Annotated in this window: 19 protein-coding genes; 10 read left to right on the forward strand and 9 right to left on the reverse strand. The window is 50.5% G+C overall.

Going from position 1 to position 22,272, the window contains the following annotated elements:
• Nucleotides 1-3 precede the first annotated feature (3 nt).
• Complete coding sequence (locus tag ACQKD4_RS02640) at nucleotides 4-936, reverse strand: ABC transporter ATP-binding protein (RefSeq protein WP_427372398.1); 933 nt, start codon at nucleotides 934-936, stop codon at nucleotides 4-6.
• A 144-nt stretch (nucleotides 937-1,080) separates the two neighbouring features.
• Between ACQKD4_RS02640 and ACQKD4_RS02645 the strand changes: the two genes are divergently transcribed.
• Entirely contained in the window at nucleotides 1,081-1,476 is a 396-nt protein-coding gene (locus ACQKD4_RS02645; protein WP_214693899.1) for a hypothetical protein, read from the forward strand.
• An 81-nt stretch (nucleotides 1,477-1,557) separates the two neighbouring features.
• Here the strand turns inward: ACQKD4_RS02645 and ACQKD4_RS02650 are convergent, their stop codons facing one another.
• The 8 genes from ACQKD4_RS02650 to ACQKD4_RS02685 form a co-directional block, all read right to left on the reverse strand.
• A complete protein-coding gene (locus ACQKD4_RS02650) occupies nucleotides 1,558-2,457 on the reverse strand; it encodes a CAP domain-containing protein (protein ID WP_427372399.1) in 900 nt (299 codons plus the stop codon).
• A 110-nt stretch (nucleotides 2,458-2,567) separates the two neighbouring features.
• Entirely contained in the window at nucleotides 2,568-3,803 is a 1,236-nt protein-coding gene (locus ACQKD4_RS02655) for an exo-beta-N-acetylmuramidase NamZ family protein (protein WP_427372400.1), read from the reverse strand.
• 175 nt (nucleotides 3,804-3,978) lie between these two features.
• A complete protein-coding gene (locus tag ACQKD4_RS02660) occupies nucleotides 3,979-5,613 on the reverse strand; it encodes a C39 family peptidase (RefSeq protein ID WP_427372401.1) in 1,635 nt (544 codons plus the stop codon).
• 93 nt (nucleotides 5,614-5,706) lie between these two features.
• The gene (locus ACQKD4_RS02665; RefSeq protein ID WP_427372402.1) at nucleotides 5,707-6,465 is read right to left on the reverse strand and encodes an ABC transporter permease; all 759 of its coding nucleotides are present in this window, start codon (nucleotides 6,463-6,465) and stop codon (nucleotides 5,707-5,709) included.
• Nucleotides 6,465-7,313 carry an ABC transporter ATP-binding protein gene (locus ACQKD4_RS02670; protein WP_427372403.1) on the reverse strand — a complete coding sequence of 283 codons (849 nt, stop codon included), beginning with the start codon at nucleotides 7,311-7,313 and terminating at the stop codon, nucleotides 6,465-6,467. The genes ACQKD4_RS02665 and ACQKD4_RS02670 overlap by 1 nt, the downstream gene beginning before the upstream one ends.
• A complete protein-coding gene (locus ACQKD4_RS02675; RefSeq protein ID WP_078147432.1) occupies nucleotides 7,310-7,516 on the reverse strand; it encodes a PLD nuclease N-terminal domain-containing protein in 207 nt (68 codons plus the stop codon). The genes ACQKD4_RS02670 and ACQKD4_RS02675 overlap by 4 nt, the downstream gene beginning before the upstream one ends.
• A gap of 111 nt (nucleotides 7,517-7,627) precedes the next feature.
• Nucleotides 7,628-8,041 carry a universal stress protein gene (locus ACQKD4_RS02680; RefSeq protein ID WP_214693889.1) on the reverse strand — a complete coding sequence of 138 codons (414 nt, stop codon included), beginning with the start codon at nucleotides 8,039-8,041 and terminating at the stop codon, nucleotides 7,628-7,630.
• Nucleotides 8,042-8,110: 69 nt separating this feature from the next.
• Nucleotides 8,111-9,592 carry a SulP family inorganic anion transporter gene (locus ACQKD4_RS02685; protein WP_427372404.1) on the reverse strand — a complete coding sequence of 494 codons (1,482 nt, stop codon included), beginning with the start codon at nucleotides 9,590-9,592 and terminating at the stop codon, nucleotides 8,111-8,113.
• Nucleotides 9,593-9,791: 199 nt separating this feature from the next.
• Here ACQKD4_RS02685 and ACQKD4_RS02690 point away from each other — a divergent pair, with 199 nt between their 5' ends.
• From ACQKD4_RS02690 to ACQKD4_RS02730, 9 genes are all read left to right on the forward strand, one after another.
• A complete protein-coding gene (locus ACQKD4_RS02690) occupies nucleotides 9,792-10,109 on the forward strand; it encodes an ArsR/SmtB family transcription factor (RefSeq protein WP_427372405.1) in 318 nt (105 codons plus the stop codon).
• A 12-nt stretch (nucleotides 10,110-10,121) separates the two neighbouring features.
• Nucleotides 10,122-10,481 (forward strand): arsenite efflux transporter metallochaperone ArsD, encoded by a 360-nt coding sequence (arsD, locus tag ACQKD4_RS02695; RefSeq protein WP_427372406.1) that lies wholly within the window; start codon nucleotides 10,122-10,124, stop codon nucleotides 10,479-10,481.
• A 4-nt stretch (nucleotides 10,482-10,485) separates the two neighbouring features.
• Nucleotides 10,486-12,252: an arsenical pump-driving ATPase gene (gene arsA / locus ACQKD4_RS02700; protein ID WP_427372407.1), complete on the forward strand. Its 1,767-nt coding sequence runs from the start codon at nucleotides 10,486-10,488 to the stop codon at nucleotides 12,250-12,252.
• Nucleotides 12,249-12,527, forward strand: coding sequence for a Fe-S cluster assembly protein HesB (locus tag ACQKD4_RS02705; RefSeq protein WP_427372408.1), 279 nt, complete (start codon nucleotides 12,249-12,251; stop codon nucleotides 12,525-12,527). The genes arsA and ACQKD4_RS02705 overlap by 4 nt, the downstream gene beginning before the upstream one ends.
• A 32-nt stretch (nucleotides 12,528-12,559) precedes the next feature.
• Nucleotides 12,560-13,846, forward strand: coding sequence for an arsenic transporter (locus tag ACQKD4_RS02710; RefSeq protein ID WP_427372409.1), 1,287 nt, complete (start codon nucleotides 12,560-12,562; stop codon nucleotides 13,844-13,846).
• 12 nt (nucleotides 13,847-13,858) lie between these two features.
• A complete protein-coding gene (locus ACQKD4_RS02715; RefSeq protein WP_427372410.1) occupies nucleotides 13,859-15,517 on the forward strand; it encodes an FAD-dependent oxidoreductase in 1,659 nt (552 codons plus the stop codon).
• Between the two features lie 60 nt (nucleotides 15,518-15,577).
• Entirely contained in the window at nucleotides 15,578-16,147 is a 570-nt protein-coding gene (locus ACQKD4_RS02720) for a hypothetical protein (RefSeq protein WP_427372411.1), read from the forward strand.
• 175 nt (nucleotides 16,148-16,322) lie between these two features.
• Entirely contained in the window at nucleotides 16,323-19,244 is a 2,922-nt protein-coding gene (pulA, locus tag ACQKD4_RS02725; RefSeq protein ID WP_427372412.1) for a type I pullulanase, read from the forward strand.
• Between the two features lie 146 nt (nucleotides 19,245-19,390).
• Nucleotides 19,391-22,222 (forward strand): EAL domain-containing protein, encoded by a 2,832-nt coding sequence (locus tag ACQKD4_RS02730; protein ID WP_427372413.1) that lies wholly within the window; start codon nucleotides 19,391-19,393, stop codon nucleotides 22,220-22,222.
• The last annotated feature ends 50 nt before the right edge of the window (nucleotides 22,223-22,272 follow it).

Raw genomic sequence — 22,272 nt, forward strand, 5'->3', positions numbered from 1 at the left:
CTCCTATTCCCGGAGCGTCTTCCCGGTCAATGCCAAAAAGACGGTATTGAGGGAAGGACGATCGACCGTGATGGACGTGAAGTGAACATGTTCCTGATGAAGCGTCTCCAGGAGCGGAGCGAGCGGCGTATCTTTATCGAGCGACACTTCGATATACGGTTCCTCATATTGCACTTTTTGAACGTGGTCGAGTGCATCGAGCCGTTCGAGCAGGTTCGGGGTGAGCGCATCGACTTTGATGCGGGCTGTCTCGAGCGTCATGACGCGGTCTTTCAGCTCATCTTGTGTCCCTTCAGCGATGATTTTTCCTTCGTCGACGATGGCGATGCGGTCGCAGAGCAGCTCGACCTCTTCCATGTAGTGTGACGTATAGATGATGGTGGCACCACGACGGTTTAGTTCACGAATATTCTCTAAAATCGTGTTCCGTGATTGCGGGTCGATGGCGACGGTCGGCTCATCCATGAAGATGAGTTCCGGTTCATGGACGATTCCGCACGCGATGTTGAGACGGCGGAGGAGACCGCCGGACAGTTCAGGTGGGCGTTTCTTTTGATGGGCATCGAGTTCGACGAACGCAATCGCGGCCTCGGTCTTTTGTTTCGCTTCTTTTGGACTGAATCCGTATAATTCGGCGAAGAATTGAATGTTCTCGTACACGGTCAGCTGGTCATAGACGGAGACGTGTTGCGGAACAATCCCGACACGTCGCTTGATGGACAGTTCGTCTTTTGGCATCGATTGACCAAAGATATGAATCGTTCCCGAGTCCGCCTCATATAGATTCAACATGACGGAAATGGCCGTCGTCTTACCGGCACCGTTCGGACCGAGGAGGCCGAACAGTTCGCCTTCTTCGACGCTCAGACTAAGGTCGTTCAAGGCGATGGTGTCCCCGAACCGTTTCGTGACATGATCGAGCGAGATGATTGACATAGATGTACTCCTTTCTCATGTGAAAGACTCATCATTCTACACAAAGGTGTTCGTGGATTGTCACGAATATACCTGTCAGAATCAACTAAAATGTGCAATAATCTAATTATTCAGATAATTATTGTGTTGAAATGAGGGATTGGGATGAAAGGGTGGCAATTCAATAAACATGAGGGGGCGTTATTCCCGGACGAAATCGTACTGTCTGCATTTTGTACAGTCGAACCGAAACGGATGGATTCGACGTTACCATTTTACTATGACGAGTCGATTTTTCGATTCACCAATAAAGAGGAGACGTTCTACTTTAAAATTTCCCCGAGCTATCACGAGTTTGAAATCAATGTGAAAGACCGGGACGGGGAACTTCTTTACTATCAATTACTTCGGACCGTCAGCAAGGTCGAAATCTTAGAAGACCGACGTGACCATGCGGAGCTGTTGATCGTCCTCGCGGAAGACCGGAAGCGGACCGTGACGTCAATAGAATTGACCGTCCGACCGCGTTTTCGTGTTCTCGTGAAAGAGCATGAGGTATGAATAGATAAGAGGTGGGGCGGGTGCGAACCCGCTCTTTTTTGTACGAAAAAACCAGCCCCAGATGTGACTGGTTCCCATTGATTATTTCGTCAAAAAGATTTGAACGTGAATGGTTGACCCTCGGGCATCGGTCGCTTTCCCAATCCCGAGATGTGTATAGTTCGCGTTCAAGATGTTGGCACGGTGACCGCTGCTGTTCATCCAGGCGTCCACTGCTCGGACTGGATCGCTCGAGCCTTTATAGATGTTTTCTCCCCATCCCCGGTATGACACGCCATAGGCACGTAATGTATCACCAGGCGTACCGTTCTCCTTCAACGTATGGGAGAACTGACCTGTCCTAGCCATTTCATCCGCTCGGACTTGTGCGACACGGTTCGCTTCGTTCGAAGCGGCGAGTAGCGATAAGCCGGCTGCCTGTCGTTCTTTGTTCGTCTCTGTTAACACGTTGACTGGCGACGTGAAGCTGACATGCTTGGCTTGGAGATACCCGACGTACGAACCGTAACGGACTTTATACCATCGAGACGTTCCCGTATAGCGATACGAGATCGTTTCGAGTGCCGTGCCTTGACGTAAAAATTTGACGTTCGACGAAGTCGTCAGCGGCGCGGACTTCACGTATACGCTCGAAGGTTTGACGTAGGTCGGAGTCGTGAATGAAACTTCCGCTGTAGACAGACGCACATAGTCTCCTGGTACATAGGCGTACCCGCTGCCCCATTGAATCTTGTACCAACGCTCTCCGTTCACGAAAAAGGTGGTACGTACGCGCATCGAGCCGTCACGAGGAATGGCATTCAGTCGTGGGGCACCGAGCGATGGTGTCGGACGCGCGTACAATTTACTAATATTTGTCACATACCCTTTCGTATTGACCGATACTTCCGTATACGCATGTGCAACGATGGGTTGTTGTGACAACGTTGCCGATAACGACACAATGAAGGTCAAGAGAAAGGCAGTCATGATTTTTTTCAAATGAATCGACTCCTTTTGGTGAACTTCTTATATTCTATATTATTTGGTTGATTTTTGGTTTTACCATTTCATTACAAAAAGGATGGACTCTTCGTGAGCCCATCCTTCTGTCACTTATACATCAAGTAGTCTTTACGAATCGGGAGGAACGCATCCCGTTCGTCCTCGATTTTAGTCAGAATCTCATCAAGCGAAGCTCCTTCGAGAATCATATCTTTCACATAGGCGTTGCCTGTCAGTTTCGTGATGAAGTCGTTCGCTAAAAACTCGAAATCATCGGGATATAAATCGTGTGCCGTTTGAATCATCGCAATCCCAGTTTTCGTTGATTCGAATCGAGTCGGATCGGTGACATAGACCTCGACCCCGTGCGTCAGTTTGCCCGCGTGTTTGGAGAATGTCGGCGTGAACGAAGCGGCCCGGAAGGCGACACCAGGCAAGTCAAGCTTGTTCAGCTCTTTCGCATACTCGTGTGCTTGTATATAAGGGGCGCCAATCAACTGAAAAGGTTTTGTCGTCCCGCGTCCTTCAGATAAATTCGTTCCTTCAAACAATCCGGTCGCAGGATAGACATTGACCGTGTCGGTCGTCGGCATGTTTGGGGACGGCATGACGAACGGAAGCCCCGTATCCTCATACATCATCGAACGTTTCCATCCCTTCATTTTGACGACTTCGAGGTCAGCCTGAATGTGATACTCACTGTTGAACAACTGCGCGAGTTCGCCGACGGTCATCCCGTGTTTCAAAGGAATCGGATAGAGCCCGATGAAGCTGGCGTAGTCAGGGTCGAGCACCGGACCATCGACACGAAGTCCGCCTTGGGGGTTCGGGCGGTCGAGGACGACGAATGGAATCCCATTCTCAGAAGCAGCCTCCATTGCGTAGGCCATCGTGTAAATATACGTATAATAGCGAGTCCCGACGTCTTGAATGTCAAAGACGAGCACATCCACATCTTCTAACATGTCAGGAGTCGGTTTTTTCGTAGCGCCATATAGACTATATACGGGCAACCCCGTCACCTCATCGATGTAAGAGCTGACAGTTGAGCCGGCTTGGGCATCCCCTCGAACGCCGTGTTCGGGTCCGTAAAGTGCCGTCAATTCAAAGTCATCGGACTGGTCGAACAAATCGACGATGCTTGTCCGCTCCGCGTTGATCCCGGTCGGATTTGTGATCAGCCCGACTCGTTTTCCTTTCAAGATATCCGGATTCTCCATCAAGCGGTCGACACCAAGCTCGACCTTAGGTTTTTTCGGTTCAGATTTTGCGTCCGCATCCAGCAAGACGATTGAAGTCGAGAGTAGCGTCAATGCTGCCATACCACCAATCCATTTTTTCATGAGAGTTCCTCCTTAGGAAATGTAAGCGCTTCAAATGCTTGATGGAAGTGTACCACTAAGAAGTTTAATTTCAATGTTTATGAATAAAAATAGGAATTTATATTTCTGTTTTTCGTACTATTCTCCTAATCAGACAGCAAAAAACGTGTCTCTCTCATGAAAGACACGTTCCCACTTATCTGACCGCGAGCGCTTTCCATCCCGTGGCGCTCATGACGGCACTCACTTTCGATTTCGGGACGACGAGTCGACCGCGATATGGGTCATTGATATATAGATTTGATTTGTCATAACCGGTCGCCAACATGACATGATAGTTGACGTAACCGGTGAACTTCTTGTTTGAAGCAGTGTACCAATTGAAATAGCCGTAAGGTTTATTGAAGTCGACACTTGCCCAGACGATGACGGGGTTGCCCATCGACAGCTCACGTTCGATTGAAGCGAGTCCTTGCCCCGACAAATCTTTCACCGGGCGATATTTACTAGAAAATCCAATCATGCCTTTCGGGTAAATGCCGTAGTTCTTGTATTTGCCTAACGTACGGCGCGGGTCGCCGGTGAACATGACGTTCGGGTCGACCCAGCGGTATAACCGATTCTCATAACGCGCGTTCCACATACTCTTCGGCATCTCGTTGTATAAGGTCGATGCGCTGACAGCACGACCCTTTTCTTCGAGCGCCATTTTGAGCGAGAAGAACTCACAACCGGACGGGTACCCCATCGGGAACTGCCGATAGAGAGGAACGCTCATCTTATACATCGATAGACGAGGGGAATAGACTCCTTTCGCATCAAACGCGGCATTGCCGACACGTTTGTTTTGATACATGCGTCCGTTGGCATCGAAGTAGTACCACTGTCCTTTGATCAGCTGCCAGTCCGTCTTCTTCGTCAGTGCCGGGGCGAAGTACTCATAGCGTGTCGAGTATTTCCATCCGGTCTCTTGTACGCCGGTCGAATGAAAGAAGTACGTTTCATTGCCCATCTTGAATTTCCCTTTTAGACGATATCCGTACTGGGGATGAAAACCGTATGTTTTTCCATTGATCCGTTGTAACCCATATAGGCGCTTTCCTTTTGAATCAAACAAGTAATTGCGGTCGCGCAACCGATATGCCCCTTTTAGGCTATATCCGTAAGTCGGGTGGAATCCATATACGTCTTTCCCAACCCAGGCCAAGCCTTGGCGGCGGATTCCGTCATTTCCAAAGTAGTAGGAACGGGCTTTGATTGTCTGCCATCCGGTCGCGACTTTACCATCATTCAGAAGGAAATACGATTTTCCACCGAGCGTATACATGCCGGTACGAATCGTTCCGTCTGAAAAGATGTAGTGCTTTGCGCCAGCAATTTGCTGCCAACCGGAGAGGCGAACACCTTTGTCTGAGAAATAGTAGCGCTTGCCGTCAATCGTCTGGAATCCCGTGACGGGCAGACCGGTCTCGTTGTAGTAATAGAGGAGCCCATCTCGTTCTTGCCATCCGCTCAGCAGTTTTCCGTCTTCACCAAAGGTGTAAGTCGTTCCGTCGATGGAATAGCTGCCGGTGACGAGGCGACCATCCGTTTCAAAATAATATGTAGCTTCTTCGATTTGTTGCCATCCAGTGAGAAGGATTCCTTCCGAATCGAAATAGTATATGTTGCCATCAATTTGTTGCCACCCCGTCAACACCGTCCCGTCACTCGACGTGTAAACGATTCCGTCTTCGGTCTGTTGAAACGACCCTTCAGCGGAAACGAGTTGGGGACTCACCCATAAGGCACCCATCAAAAATCCGATGCCGATTTTCCTTTTCCATGCCATCGATTGAACCTCCTCCATACGAATACAGAAGAGATACCCATATTTATTCCAATTTGAAGCTGAGGCAAAAGATTCAATTGAAAGATCGGACGTTTACGTCGAATGACTCATAAACCGAAGGCGCTTCGACGCCACATAAAGCGAGAGGATGACGACGAGCATTCCGGTCACGAGCGGCCACATGATGTCTGCTTCTGTTAGGAGCACTTCGCTCGAAAGCGGCCCGAGCATCCAAGGCATCCAATCGAGGTCGACCCAACCTATGAGGAGCGACATGACAAAATGGAGGCCGAGCGTCAACACGACCGCGACGACACCACTTTCCAACATCGCGGCGATAAGGAAGAAAATCGATAACTGAACAACGAAATGACAGATGAGGAGTGTGGTCGATATGAGAAAGTCGAGCCAGTCGAATGCGTCGAACAAAATGACCGTATAATAGGCGGCTGCCGTTTGTGCGAGCAAGATGCTGCCGACGGTCAGTAAAGCGTAATGTCCCCATTTACTGACGACGATGCGCGACGTCGGGATTTGTAACGACTTGAGCCAGGCGAGGGTCCCGTTCGTCCGTTCATGGCTGAATGTATGCATCGCCGACAATAAGATGACGAGGAGCCCGATTTGGCGAAGCTGTTCGCTGACAGAGATCAATACTTCTTCCGGTGTCGGTGTCGGAATCTCAATGACGGCACCGTCCGGTAAGTTCCCGCCGGAAGCGAGGATGTCTGGTAAGAAATATAGCGTGAGCGGCTGCATGGAGGCGAGGAGCATGAGAGCAATAGGAATCCAGATGAGTCGCTTGTTCGCCCACGACTCCCGCCATTCTTGTTTAAAGATTGCCGTGCGCATCAGGCGTTCACCTCCAAAAACAAAGACTCGAGTGACGGATGGCCGACGTGTAGCGATTGGATGGTGACATTCAGTTCGAGGATTCGGTTTAAAATTGCACGTTCAGCGATATCCCGGTCCGTCGACTCAAACGTCCACGTCGAACCTGTCTTTGTCGCGCGTCGCACACCGGCTAGGGTATTCCAGTCCGTCTCGCTCGTCGGATCGTCGAAAAGACGCAACTCAATCGTTGATTTTGATCCGAGCAAGTCCGTCACCGTTCCTTCCATGAGTAATTTTCCTTGTCGAAGCAAGAGCACCCAGTCGCTCGCTTCTTCGGCATCCGGAAGGACGTGTGTCGAATAAAGGATCATTCGTTCTCGTTTCAAGTCGTTCAATAAGTCGAGCACTTCCCGGCGACCGCGGGGATCTAAAGCTGAGACCGGCTCGTCGAGTAACAGTAATTCAGGATCATGGACGAGCGCCTGGGCGATCCCGAGACGCTGACGCATCCCGCCCGATAAGTTCGAGGCTGGACGGTCGACCGGCTCAAGACCGACGCGTTTTAATAGTTGGATAGGATCAACGTGTTTCGTTCTCGTCAATTCAGCAGCGTAGCGAATCGTCTCGACAGGGGTGAGGGACGGGTAGAGAGCGGGGCGTTGTGGCAAATAGCCAACCCGAATCTGGTCATGTCCGCTCATATCGCCACTCGTCGGGTCCGTGACGCGGGCAAGCAAATTCAACAAGGTGGTCTTCCCGGCACCATTTTCCCCAAGTAACGAGGTGCAACCAGGGCGCAGCTCAAAGCTGACATCATCGAGTGCCGTGAAGGAACCGAATCGTTTCGTTAACTGTGTGACGTTCATCGCGGTGTCCGTCCCCATAAGAAGTAGATAATCGGGCCGAGAATGTTGATGAAGACGATGACGAGGAGCCATACCCATTTCGGGCCGTTCGTCATGTCCCGTTTGAACAAGTCAATCAAAGCGACAACGAGCAAGATGAGTTGCAGGATGAGGACAGGTAACAGGATGAGAAAAAGTGTATTCGGGTCGTTTGCGATGTCCATAGCGAAAACCTCCTTTAGAAATATACTGTCCTTACACATTCTACACGAACAGAGCGTCCCCTGTATGAGACACAAAAAATCCCCATCTCACAACGAGATGGGGATGATGAATCATTTAACGATGATGACAGGAGCGAGTGCACGTTTGGCGAGTTTATGACTCACGCTACCGAGCACGAACTCTTGGAACGTATTCAATCCGCGTGATCCGACGACGACATATTCATATGGTTCGTGGTTCGCATATTTGACGAGCTCGACGTCCGGTTCACCACGGAGTTCGATGTACTCGTAAGGGATGCCTTCAGCTTCCGTCAAATCGAACAACGGTTTGAGCATCTGCTTCCGCTTCGTTTCCAAGTCGATTTTGCCCGTTGAGTTGAGGGCGGCCTCTTTTGATTCTTTCGCACTGATGACATGGACGATGTCAATCGACGCATTGGACGCCTTTGCGAGTTGAATCGCCTTTTCAAGCGCACGTTTCGAGTGGGCAGAACCATCTGCCGCTAAAAATACCTTTCCCATGAAAACTCCTCCTCTTTCGCACGTTCTACATTTAGTATAGGTGATTTGGTGAAGCGGGGGAATGCCGAATCAATGCCCCGCGTTCGCGTCTTGTTGCTTCAAGTGAAGTGCGAGCGTGTTGAGTAGTTTTTCAGAGTCTTTATTCAAATTGAGAAGTTCAGGTTCGATCCCGACTTCACGGTATTTGAAGACGACCTTATCGATGGCGCCGATGGCCGAGTCATCCCAGAGATGCGTATTCGCAAAATCGATGGTGACTTGATTGACACCTGCATCCACATCTTCTGTCACATCAAACTGGTTGACGAATTCAGATGTCGAGGCGAAGAACAGTTGTCCGTTTACCGTATAGTCTACGCGATGCGACGTGATGTGGCGACCGAGGTCGATTTTCGAAATTTTGGCAGCGAACAAAATCGCAGCCGTCAAAATTCCACCGAGCACACCGAGTGACAAGTCGTGCGTGAAGACCGTGACGATGACCGTGACGAGCATGACGACCGTGTCTGACTTTTGAGCGGTACGCATCGCTTTGAGCGAGCCCCAGTCGAACGTCGCGTACGACACGAAGAACATGACACCGACGAGCGCGCCGACAGGGATGAGCATGAGCACATCACTGATCGTCATGATCATGATGAAGAGGGCGAGTCCGGCCGTGAATGTCGAGAGACGACCGCGTGCACCTGAGGAGACGTTAATGACCGACTGACCGATCATCGCGCATCCTGGCATCCCACCGAAGAATCCGGCAATGATGTTCGAGATCCCTTGGCCACGCGACTCGCGGTTCTTGTTCGAGTCTGTTCCTGTCATGTCATCGACGATTTGGGCCGTCAAGAGCGATTCAATCAAGCCGACGAACGCGAGTGAGATCGAGTACGGCAAGATAATCATGAGTGTCTCAAGCGTGAACGGCACATCCGGGAATAAGAAGTCCGGAAGTGTCGCTGAGATCGTTCCCATGTCCCCGATGTTTTTCGTATCGAGTCCTAGCGTGATCGCGAGAATCGTCATCACGACGATGGCGACGAGCGGTGCAGGGATTGCTTTCGTGACACGTGGGAACAAGAAGATGATGGCGAGTGACGCCGCGACGATTGCCCAGATGATCCAGCTTTCCCCTTCAAAGTTTGACAACTGAGCTTGGAAAATCAAAATGGCAAGCGCGTTGACGAAACCGACCATGACGGCACGGGGAATGAATTTCATCAAGCGGGCGATGCCGAGATAACCGAGGACGATTTGAATGATCCCGGTCAAAATACCGGCAGCAAGCAAATACTGCAGACCGTGGTCGGCGACGAGCGAGACGACGACGAGCGCCATCGCACCCGTCGCAGCCGAGATCATGGCCGGACGACCTCCGGCAATCGAGATGACCATGGCGATGATGAATGAGGCATAAAGCCCGACCATCGGGTTGACCCCTGCGATGAGGGAGAAGGCGATGGCTTCCGGGATGAGCGCCAAGGCGACGACGATCCCGGCCAAAATGTCGGCCCGGATATTTCCGAACCATTCATGTTTCAACGTATTCAATCTTTCCAAAAGAACACACCTTTCTGTATAAAATGATTTGATTTTCGAGTCTCACGAAAATCAAAATAATGGAATCCGTTCATTTTCAACGTGTTTCATCATACCGAATCTAGTCCAAAATGACAATTGATTCGTGTGAAAAACTATGGTAATTTCATAACGTATAGGTTATATAACAAGAAAGTTATATGAGGGGTAGGGAGTAGCCATGTATACCGTGGAAGAATTGAGTAAAGTGCTCAAAGTGCTCGGTGACCCGACCCGATTGACGATGTTGAAGCAGATGGAAGCAGGCGAACAGTGCGCCTGTAGTTTCGTCGATTGTTTCGATATTTCGCAACCGGCCATCAGTCGCCATTTGAAGATGTTGCGTCAGGCGGGACTTTTACTCGAGCGTCGGGACAAACAATGGATTCATTACCGATTGAATGAGACGAGTCCGTTTTATCCGCTCGTCACCGACTTATTAGCGAATGTGGAGATGACTGAACCGAATTGTGATTGTGAGCCGAACTGTGCCATTTAAGGAGAGATAAAGATGAAACTTGAAGTGTTTGAACCAGCCATGTGTTGTTCAACGGGATTATGCGGACCGTCCATCGACCCGGAACTGACGCGGGTGGCGACCATCCATTACGTGTTACAACAACGCGGCTTTGATGTGTCGCGCTATAATCTCGCATCGGAACCGAACCGATTCGTCGAGAATGCCATCGTCCAAGCCGAAATCATGAACGGGCTCGACGTGCTCCCGATGACGCTCGTCGACGGGAAGATTGTGAAACGGGGCGCTTATTTGTCAAATGAAGAGATGGCGAAGTTGACGGGACTACCAATCGCCGCATTCGCCAAACAAGATGGGGAAAAACCGAAAGTTCGAATCTCACTCAAAAAATAAGGAGATGCTCACAGTGAAGCCATTTGATTTTCAGACGATTGAACCGACCCGCTATGTGTTTTTGACCGGGAAAGGTGGCGTCGGGAAGACGTCGACGGCATCGAGTCTCGCCTTAACGCTCGCCAATCGTGGAAAACAGATCTTACTCGTCTCGACCGACCCGGCGAGTAATCTACAAGACGTGTTTGAGATGGAGCTCGATGAGACACCGCGATCCGTCACAGGGACGATGCTCGAAATTGCTAACTTTGACCCGGAACAGGCGGCAAAACAGTATATGGAAAGCATGGTCGGTCCGTATCGGGGCGTTTTACCGGACGTTGCCATCCAATCAATGGAAGAACAGTTGTCTGGCGCCTGTACGGTCGAGATTGCGGCGTTCGACCAATTCACGGAACTGTTGACGTCAGAGGCTGCACGGGACCGATACGACCATGTCATCTTCGATACGGCACCGACTGGGCATACGCTCCGATTACTGACACTACCGAGCGCATGGAATGAATTTTTAGAGACGAATACGACAGGTGCGTCTTGCCTCGGTCCACTTGCGGGTCTCGCGGATAAGCAAGTGCAGTATAAACAAGCCGTCGGGACGCTCACTGACGACCAGGAAACGACGTTACTGCTCGTCGCTCGTCCCGAAAAGTCGACGCTTGTCGAAGCGGCACGAGCCGCGACAGAACTTCGCGCCATCGGCATCGAGCGAATGCAACTCATCATCAACGGTGTTGTCGAGTCAAGTGAAGGGACAGACCGTTACACGAAGCGGTTCATCGAACGCCAACAACGAGCCCTGTCATACCTCCCAGACAGTATCGTCGACCTCGATACGTTCACGCTCCCGTATGCGTACGAGAATCTCGTCGGGATATCGGCGCTCCGGCGATTTGTGGGCGGGGAGTCGGTCGTGATCTCGGATGCACGCTATGACACGAGTCGTTACGGCTCGATCGATCAACTCGTCGACGAACTGGAGGCGGGCGGTCCGAGCGTGATCATGACGATGGGGAAAGGTGGCGTCGGGAAGACGACACTCGCCTCGCTTCTGGCCGTAGCGCTCCACGAGCGAGGTCATGCCGTCCATTTGACGACAACAGACCCAGCCGCTCATGTCGCTCTTACGATTGGAGCGGACGTTTCAGATACGTTCACCGTCGATGCCATTGATCCGAAAACCGAGATTGAGAAGTATCGGGCAGATGTGTTCCGGGAAGCCGGAGACATGAACGAAGAGCAACGGATGATGCTCGAAGAGGACTTGCGCTCACCGTGCACGGAAGAGATTGCTGTCTTCCGTGCCTTTGCTGATCAAGTGGCGAAAGCGAAAGACCGCTTCGTCGTCATCGATACAGCTCCAACGGGACATACGCTTCTGTTATTAGATGCGACGGAGAGCTATCATCGTGAACTCGAACGGTCGACCGGCGTCGTTCCGGAAGCGGTCCAAGAGTTGTTACCGAAACTGCGTGACCCAAAACAAACGCACGTCATCATCACGACACTGCCTGAGGCGACGCCAGTATATGAAGCGGAGCGTCTCACAACAGACTTACAACGAGCAGCGATTCAACCGTTCGCTTGGGTCGTCAATCAATCGTTTACGCCACTCGATGTGACGAGTAAGCTCTTGACATCGAAAGTCGCGAGCGAGGCGATTTGGCTAGAGCGCGTGAACAACTATCCGCGTCCGACGGTTCTCGAATGGCAAGAACAACTGCCAGTCGGATACTCGGCGCTATCTCAATTAGGAAAGGAGAAAATACAATGAACATCACGAACGAAGCAATCGACTTTTTACAAACCGCATTAGAAGAGGAAGAGACAAAATCTGTCCGCATCATCACAGAGGCAGGTTGCTGTGGACCGACGCTCGGTCTAGCCGTGACGACACCAGAAGAGACAGACGAAGTGAAGCAGTTCGACACACTCACGTTTGCTGTTGCGAAGGAAGCTGAGGCGTTGGCGGAAAACGTTACACTCGACGTCGAATCGACAGAAGATGGCATCACGCTCGTGTTGCACGGTTTACAACCGTCTTGCTAAAAGAATAAAAAGAGATATTGGAGGAACTCATTGTGCAGTGGATTGCTAGTCTAATTTTTTTGGTGACGCTCTTTCTCATCATCAAGCAACCGAAAGGCCTCGGCATCGGTTACTCGGCGATGGGGATGGCCGTCATCGCCCTTCTTTCAGGCGTCGTTAACCTCGATGACGTCGGAACGGTATGGGGCATCATCTGGAACGCGACATTCACGTTTATCGCCGTGATTTTGATCTCACTCATTTTAGATGAGATTGGATTTTTTGAATGGGCCGCTTTACATATGGCACGAATCGCTAAAGGCGGTGGGGTGAAGCTATTCGTCTATATCACCTTACTTGGCGCGCTCGTCGCAGCATTGTTTGCAAACGACGGGGCAGCGCTCATTTTGACACCAATCGTCTTGGCGATGGTGCGGGCACTCAAACTTCCGGACGCGGTCGTGTTGGCGTATGTGATGGCATCTGGCTTCATCGCCGACACGGCAAGTCTCCCGTTCATCGTCTCGAACCTGGTCAATATCGTCTCGGCTGACTTCTTCGGTATCGGGTTTGCTGAGTATGCGGCGCGGATGGTATTCGTCAACGTGTTCGCAGTCGCAGGTAGTCTGCTCGTCTTGTATCTCTATTTCAAAAAAGACATCCCGAAACAATATGACGCGTCTCAGTTGGTCGAACCGGCGTCGGTCATCAAAGACCATACGATGTTCCGCTTGTCGTGGGTCGTACTCGCTTTGTTAGTCATCGGCTACTTCACGAGTGACTTGCTCGGCATCCCGGTCTCGCTCGTCGCCGGTGTCATCGCCTTGTTCTTCCTCGTGATGGCGAATCGGTCATCTGCGGTAGAGACGACTCAAGTCGTGAAAGGTGCACCGTGGGCCATCGTCTTTTTCTCGCTCGGGATGTATATCGTCGTTTACGGATTACAAAACGCGGGACTGACACAAGTACTTGCCAACTTCATTGACTGGTTCGCAGTGAACGCAATCAGTGCGACGTTCGGGATGGGCTTCTTGGCTGCCATCTTGTCATCGGTCATGAACAACATGCCGACCGTCATGATTGATGCGCTCGCCATCGACTTGACGCATACGTCAGGACAGATTCGGGAAGCCTTAATCTATGCGAACGTTATCGGGTCCGACCTTGGACCAAAGATCACCCCGATCGGATCACTTGCGACGCTCCTTTGGCTCCACGTGCTCCGCTCGAAAGGCCTTAAGATCGGATGGGGTGAGTATTTCAAAGTCGGGATCATCTTGACGATTCCGACACTGGCCATCACGTTGCTCGGCCTCTATATCAGCTTATTACTTTATTAAGGAGTGGGTTATATGAAACTAGTCATCATTGGATCTGTTGCTGCCGGGACATCAGTCGCAGCGAAAACACGTCGGAATAACGAGGACGCCCAGATTACGATTTACGACCGGGATTATGACATCTCGTATTCAGGTTGTGGCATTCCTTACTACGTTGGCGGAGAAGTAGAATCACGTGACGATTTGACACCTCGTGACGCAGCGTTCTTCAAGAAACGTTACAACATCGACGTCATGACACGTCATAACGTGACAACGGTCGATAAGGATGCGAAGACAGTAACGGTGGAAAACTTAGAGACAGGTGACACGTTCACGGACTCGTATGACGTCCTCGTCCTCGCCACAGGGGCGACGAGCATCATTCCCCCGATTCCGGGTGTGAAATCGGATAACGTCTTCCCAATCCGAAACATTCAGCACGCCGAAGCGACACGGTCGTTCGTCGATTCGACGAACCCGAAACATGCGACGATCATCGGTGCCGGCTTCATCGGTTTGGAGATGGCCGAACAGTTGAAGCTACGCGGTGTGGACGTGACAATCATCGAGCGCGTGCCGCAGGTGATGCCACCACTCGATAAAGACATGGCGTGCCGCGTCGAGGAACACCTCGAGAAGAACGGGATCGAACTCATGCTTGGGGAGACGGTGACGGAACTTGTCGGTGATGGACATGTGGAACGTGTCGTCACGGAGAGCGGCAAGACGATCGAGACTGACTTCGTCATCTTATCGGTCGGGGTCCGTCCGAACGTCGAACTTGCCATGAACATGGGAGTGGAACTAGGTGAGACGGGAGCGATTGCCGTCAATGAACGTATGGAGACGAACATCCCGGACGTGTATGCGGCTGGAGACGTCGCGGAGAGCTTCTCCATCGTGACAGGAAAACCGATCTGGCGCCCGCTCGGTTCGACAGCGAACAAGATGGGGCGGACCGCTGGAGACGTGATCACTGGTGGGCATCTCGAGCATCGCGGCATCCTCGGTACGGGTATCTTCAAAGTGTTCGGACTTGCGGTGGCGCAGACGGGACTTTCCGAGAAGGAAGCGCGCGAACACGGATATGACATCGAGGTGCTCCATAACACGAAACCGGATAAGCCTGCCTACATGGGTGGAAAAGATATGACGATCAAAGCAATCGCGGACCGTTCGACACGTCAATTGCTCGGCATCCAAATCGTCGGGTTCGAAGGAGTCGACAAACGAATCGACGTCTTCGTCACGGCCATCACACTGAAGGCGAAAGTGGATGACTTGTTCCACCTTGACCTCGCATACGCACCGCCGTTCTCGACGACGAAAGATCCGGTCATGTATACGGGGATGGTCCTTTCGAACAGTATCGACAAGGCGGCACGACTCATCACACCAGCCGAGCTGCAGACACGAATCGATGCAGGGGAAGACATGCAAATCATTGATACGCGGAAAGCAGCGCAGTTCGAGAAGGCGTGTGTCGATTGTGCGGTCAACGTCCCACTCGGTAACCTTCGTGAAGCGGCGAAAGACATGGATAAAAACAAGCCGACCGTCGTCTATTGTAACGGCGGGGTGACAGGGAACGCGGCGCAAAACGTGCTTCGTAACCTCGGATTCACCGACGTCTACAACTTGTCAGGCGGGAACAAGAACTATCAGTTGTTCAAAAAATACGGGAACTAAATAAGACGACGTCCAATGCGGGCGTCGTTTTTTGATATGCTGAAACGTGAGGTGAGTCGTATGAATTATAAGATGCTACATGAAAAGTTTGAACGTCGGAAGCAGTGGTTGATTTTTGATAAAGAAGAGGTCGTCCGCCGCGTGATGGTGCGCTATAAGGCAAGAATCATCCCGAAGACGGACATCATGGACTTAGTGAACGACGATCAACTGTCGTATGAACATATCTTTTGTTGCTTAACGATTGATGACCCCAGAATACTCGAGAAAATCTTCACGGCGAAAGAGAGAGAAGACCATCAGTGGGAGATTAATGACAATGCGAGACGTGGGACGATGTATAAGCATAAGGACGAAGAACACCGGCGATACAACCAGTTGATCATCGATGAACAGGAAGGACGTCGACTCGACATCGTCTTCGAGAGCAAGGATGGAAAGTATGTGACCGGCTTTTTGACGAGATACATGTCGGAGCAAGTCGGCTCTTATATTTTTGCGCATGTCGGAGGCGCCAAGTTCACAGGTCTCGTGCCACGTTCGCTTTTGTCAGCCGATTTGACAGATGAAGAAATCAAGATAAGCTATCGGTGGTATTTGGAGTCACTTGAGGAATGGAATAAGCTCTGACGGATTCCGCGATGATAATCGGCATCCGTCTTTTTAGTTCATTGTCCTTAGACAATCTGTGAAAAGAATGATGCCAATTGACCCTTTTCTAAAATAACGTTGCTTCGCTAAAGGAAACCGTTTACAATTTTTGTGTAAGCGTTTTCTCAAAATAGTGCTACAAGGAGGGACCCTCATGGTCAAAAAGCAATGGAAACCCGTATGGGCAGTTGTGCTAACGTTTGCACTAATTCTGTCAATGTTTCCGATGCCGACGTCCGCTTTGGATAAAGGGAAGTCGACACTCGTCGTCGTCCATTATCAAGAGGCGCCGGATAACGAAAAGGATTGGAACTTATGGCTTTGGGCGAATGGCCCAGATTACTTCCCGAACAAAGGCTTCACGTTTAATGGGGAAGATGCATTCGGAAAGGTGGCGGCTTACGAATTCCCGGTCGATTCACCTGAAAAAATTGGTCTCATCGTTCGAACGGACAACTGGGACAAAGATAAAGGGTCAGAGAACGACCGCTTCATCACGAGCGACATGATTCAAGATGGTGTCGCAGAAGTGTGGATCAAGTCAGGTGATTCGAAGATTTATACGTCGAACCCGGACGGGGAGACGGCTTCAACGGAGATTGATATGAAAGTTCACTATTTCCGTTACGACAATACATACACGGACTGGGGCCTATGGGCTTGGCCAGACGGTGGGGACGGTCAGAGCATCGCGTTTGACGAGACAGATGCATTTGGTGGCGTGGCGAACGTCAAGCTCGCCAACCCGGAGTCTAAAAAACTTATGGGCTTGATCACGAAAAAAGGAGAATGGACGGAGAAAGACGGAGAAGATCGCTTCGTTCTTGGTTCAGCGAAAGAAATTTGGCTCGTTGAAGGCGATTCAACGATTTACTATTCAGAGCCTGAAATCGATCGCTCACCGAAACTCGTCTCATTCTCGGCGGACACGTTCCGTCAAGCAACGCTCACGACGAACCGCGTCATTACGGATGCGTTCATCGATGAAGTGACGGTAGATGGTGCAACTGTCGCTGCTATCACAAAGGCTGGTGACAAGTCGGTCACAATTGAATTCAAAGAAGATATCGATTTAGCAAAAGTCATCAAAGCCTCACATCCTGAGTTTGGTGAACAGACGCTTCAAGCAGGAAAAGTACTCCGCTCGAAAGAGTTTGATGCGAAGTATGCCTATAATGGGAAACTCGGCATCACATACCAAAAATCAAAAACACAATTTGTTCTTTGGGCACCGACGGCTCAACAAGTCGAGCTCGAGCTATGGAACATGCCGAAAGACCGACCAGCGAACGACAAAGACTTGAAAAAAGTCATCCAGATGAAACGTGGGGAACGTGGCACGTGGGTGGCTGAAGTACGCGGCGACCTCGACGGTGTCGGGTATACGTATCAAGTGACACATGCGACAGGGAAAGTCCGTGCGGTCGATCCGTATGCGACAGCTGTCGGTGTGAACGGTGACCAAGGGGTCATCGTCGACTTGAAAGAAACAGATCCGAAACGTTGGAACTCAATGAAGCCGAAGTTGAAAAACGCAACGGACGCCATCATCTATGAGACACACGTCCGTGACTTCTCGATTTTTGATGTCACATCGAACACATATGATTCAGGAATCCGCCATAAAGGCAAATACCTCGGTGTTGTTCAACCAGGAACTCGCTTGATTGAGAACGGGAAGAAGACAGCGACGAAGACGGGACTCGACCACGTCAAAGACCTTGGCGTGACACACGTTCAGTTCATCCCGGTCTATGACTACAACACGGCTTCTGTCGACGAAACGAAACCGACGGCAACATATAACTGGGGCTACGACCCGAAAAACTACAACGCACCAGAAGGATCGTATTCGACAAACCCGTACGATGCCAAAGTGCGGATCAGTCAGATGAAAGAAATGATTCAAGGGCTACATGACAACAACTTACGTGCCGTCATGGACGTTGTCTACAACCACATGTTCGACGCGCAGGCATCTAACCTTCACAAAATCGTACCGGGTTACTACTACCGTTATACGGCAGGTGGCGACTTCGCAAACGGAACAGGTGTCGGGAACGATACGGCGTCTGAGCGTGCGATGATGCAAAAACTCATCGTCGATTCAGTCGTCTACTGGGCAAAAGAATATCATTGGGACGGCTTCCGCTTCGACTTGATGGGAATCCACGATGTCGATACGATGAACAAAGTTCGTGCAGAATTGAATAAAGTCGACAAATCGATTCTCGTCTTCGGTGAAGGCTGGGATCTCGGCACGCCACTTGACGCCGAACTCAAAGCAAACCAAAAGAACGCCTACGACATGCCTGGTGTTGCGCACTTCAATGACAACATCCGTGATGGATTGAAAGGTAGCGTCTTCTATGATGAAGACAATGGCTTCATCAATGGAAAAGAAGGCATGGAGAACCGCGTGAAGACAGGAATCGTCGGGGAAATCACGTATAACGACATGATCAAGGGGTTCACGAAAGAACCGACGCAAGCAATCACATATGTCGAAGCACACGATAACCATACGCTTTGGGACAAGTTGGAGTTGACGAATCCTGACGCTTCTGAAGAAGTGCGTACAGACATGCACCGCCTCGCTTCGAGCATTCTCTTGACGAGCCAAGGTACGACATTCCTTCACGCTGGTCAGGAGTTCATGCGTACGAAAGAAGGAGACCATAACTCGTACAAATCACCGGATTCAATCAATCAGCTCGACTGGAAGCGGGCAGCCGACCGTAAGGCGGACGTCCAATACATGAAAGGCTTGATTGAGATGCGCAAAGCCAACCCTGGTCTCCGCATGACGAAAGCGGCTGATGTGAAGCGCTTCTTGAAATTCTACAAGTCTGAGGCGAACGTCATCACGTACTTGATTGATGAAGACGCACCAGGACAAAAGAACGACTTGTACATCACACATAACGCAAACCCGAACGCTGTATCCGTGAAACTTCCAAAAGGAACGTGGAACGTGATTGTCGACGGGGACCGCGCTGGAACGAAGACAATCAAACGTACGACGGGCAGAGTCACAGTCCCTGCATACCATACGTTTGTCCTCGAGCGTAACTAATTCATTGACCCCACTTGTAAAGAAGTGGGGTTTTCGTATGGCATGATTATGGGTATTTGGTAATTAATGTTTAAAAAGCTAGTCTTTTTGTATGAACACGAGAGTTTACGTTTGGAATTTCCATCTCTTTCGGAAGGAGAGATTGTATGGCGATTTTCAAGAAGTGGATTCACCGCGTCAACGGAGACGACACGGAAATCCTTTCTAAAGGAGCAATCCCTGCATTTCATGTGGACTCCCTGTTGATTGAGCAATATCCTGATGCCATCTACGTACTCGATACAAACGGTCGCTTGATTGATTCAAACGAAAAGATGGGACTTTTGTTTGACGATCTCGCCCTTTCTCCGGCGGAGTCAGAAGAATTTGCTCCCTATCACGGGCAGGCGTTAGTCGGAGAAACGGTTCATTTTGAACTCGTCAAAACATATGAGGGGCAAAAGCGAAAGCTTGCGGTCACGTGTACCCCTCTTTATAAAGATCAACTCATTCAAGGCGTATATGGGATTGTCAAAGACATGAGCGCGGAATGGGAGACGCAAAATCGTTATGCCATTATGAAAGTAGGACGTGAATTGCTTGAACAAGTGCCGGGACTCATGATGATCGAGGCACATCTTGGTGAGGATACGTTTTCTTTCTCTTCGCAAGTGTCATCGTTCCTTGGTCTTTCGAGACGACGCTTGAAGGATATGACGCTAGACGAAATTCGTGAAATCGTCCATTCTGACGACTGGGAACGACTCACACAAGCGATTCGGACATTGCGAACAGCCGAAGAAGGGGCAGACTTTGCGATCGATGTTCGTCTTCTTCATCAGGTGACGCGTGAAGAATTACCTGTAACGGTACGGGGTGCACTGTCTCTCGAACGGAATGTGTTCACGTACGTTATTTTTTCGACGAAAGACCAGCAACGCATCGAGCATGAATTGACCGATAAAGATGATTTGTTGCGTCGCGTCTGCGAGGCTTCGGACATGGCGATTTGTGATTATAGTTACGACACGCGCCAAATTGAGTTTGCGACAGGACAGTATCAAACCATTTTCGGTTTTTCGGTGAAACAGTTCAATGCCCATCCGGATTATTGGAAAGTCGTCATCAATCAGGATGACTTGGAAAAGGTCAATCGCGCAAATGAGAAAACGCGTCATGAGACCCCGGTTCAGCTTGAATATCGGATTTTTGTCGGGAAGAAGCAGAAGTGGATTCAGGAGTTCCGTCAGCATCTGTATGATGAGACGGGACGCGTGCGAGGGTTTCAGGCGTTGATTCGCGATCTGACGGCAGTACGAGAACAGGAAGCGGAAGTCCTTCGACTGATTGAATTCGACCCGATGACGAATCTTCCGAACCGCGAGACGATGTTTCAGTCCATCACTCGATTGATTCAGACGGAGTTCGCATTCGTCTTATTCACGGTCACGTTCAATCGGATTGGGGACATCAATCGAGCTTTCGGCTATGAATATGGCGATGAATGGCGAATCCAAACGGGTCATCGCTTGCTTCAAAGTGTGCCGGACAAAGCGGTCGTCGGTCATTTGGACGGGGATACGTATCTCGTTATCATGCCGGGTCATCACGAGGATGAAGAGTTGTTTCAAATCGGGAAGCGACTCACGACTTTATCTAAATACTGTTTTCAACTCGAACCGTATTCGGTGTACCCGAATATGCAAGTCGGAATCAGTCGCTATCCGAACGACGCGGATGATGAGACGACACTCATTCGCTGTAGTTATATGGCAATGGGGCGAGCCGGTAAGTCGGGTGCGGCTCCCATTTCGTTGTATGCCTCCCACATGAATCTCGACGAGTTGAAGCGGTTCGAATTGTTGCGTGATTTACCGAACGCCATTGACCGCAATGAATTCTATCTTTTATATCAACCGAAAGTGAATGCGTGGACGGGAGAAATCACGGGGGCGGAGGCGTTGATGCGGTGGGATCACCCGACATGGGGTGTAGTGTCTCCGCTCGACTTCATCCCTCTCGCTGAAGAGAGCAATCTGTTCATTCGATTGACGGACTATTTGATTGATGAGGTGTTTCGCTTCTTGGCGATGTTACCGAAAAAGGTCCCCATCTCGTTGAACGTCTCCCCGAAATACTTGTATCACGAGCAGTTGCTGCATACGTTCGAAGGAGCAAGTCTGCGACATGATGTCCCGTTAGATTGGATTGAAATCGAAGTGGCCGAGACGTCACAACTAGATGAAACGCACCATATCATGAACGTCTTTTCTTCACTGAAAGCACTCGGGATTCAGCTCGCTCTCGATGACTTCGGAAAAGGATATTCGTCACTTGCCTATTTGCAACAATTCCAAGTGAACACGATCAAAATTGACCGGATTTTCGGTCATGGCGTATCCGAGAACAAGCAAGCCCGCGCCATCATCCATAGTCTTGTCGTCTTGGCAAAGGAATTCGATCTCGAAGTCGTCGTAGAAGGCATCGAACAGATGGATGATTTATTGCTGTTGCGTCAACTCGGATGCAAAACGATTCAAGGGTATCTGTTCAGTCCACCTGTCCGGGGAGAGGTGTTCGAGAAGATGATGCATACTGGGAAACTGCTCGCCGACCCGCTCGATGATCACGAGATGGCGACAAATCGCTACATTCAAGCAGGAATCACCATCACGACGATTCGCGAGCAACCCGTATCGGTGGGGATTTCTTCAATTGTGTTGACATCGCGTTCGGACCAGCATCTTCATTTTTACGCTGCGCTCCGTCTTCCGTTAGATGGCGAGGTCGAGTTTATCATTCGTTTCGCGTCCGGAGCGGATTTACCCGTTCGCTTGCGTCGGATGACGGAAGTAACGAATGGAGTTTACCAATACGCCGCTGCATACGAATCGAGTCCGACGGTCGAAGCACAACTGACTTCCTTAGAGACGGAAGTGACAGGGGATGAAGCGCTCTCCGATTACATCGAACTTGTGCATCAAGCAGATGGCTCGTGACGACGTAACCTGTCACGTGCGAGAACGGATAGTTGAAACGAAGGTCTCCT

The sequence above is a fragment of the Exiguobacterium sp. NPDC077395 genome (assembly GCF_050269125.1).
GTDB lineage: Bacteria > Bacillota > Bacilli > Exiguobacteriales > Exiguobacteriaceae > Exiguobacterium > Exiguobacterium aestuarii_A.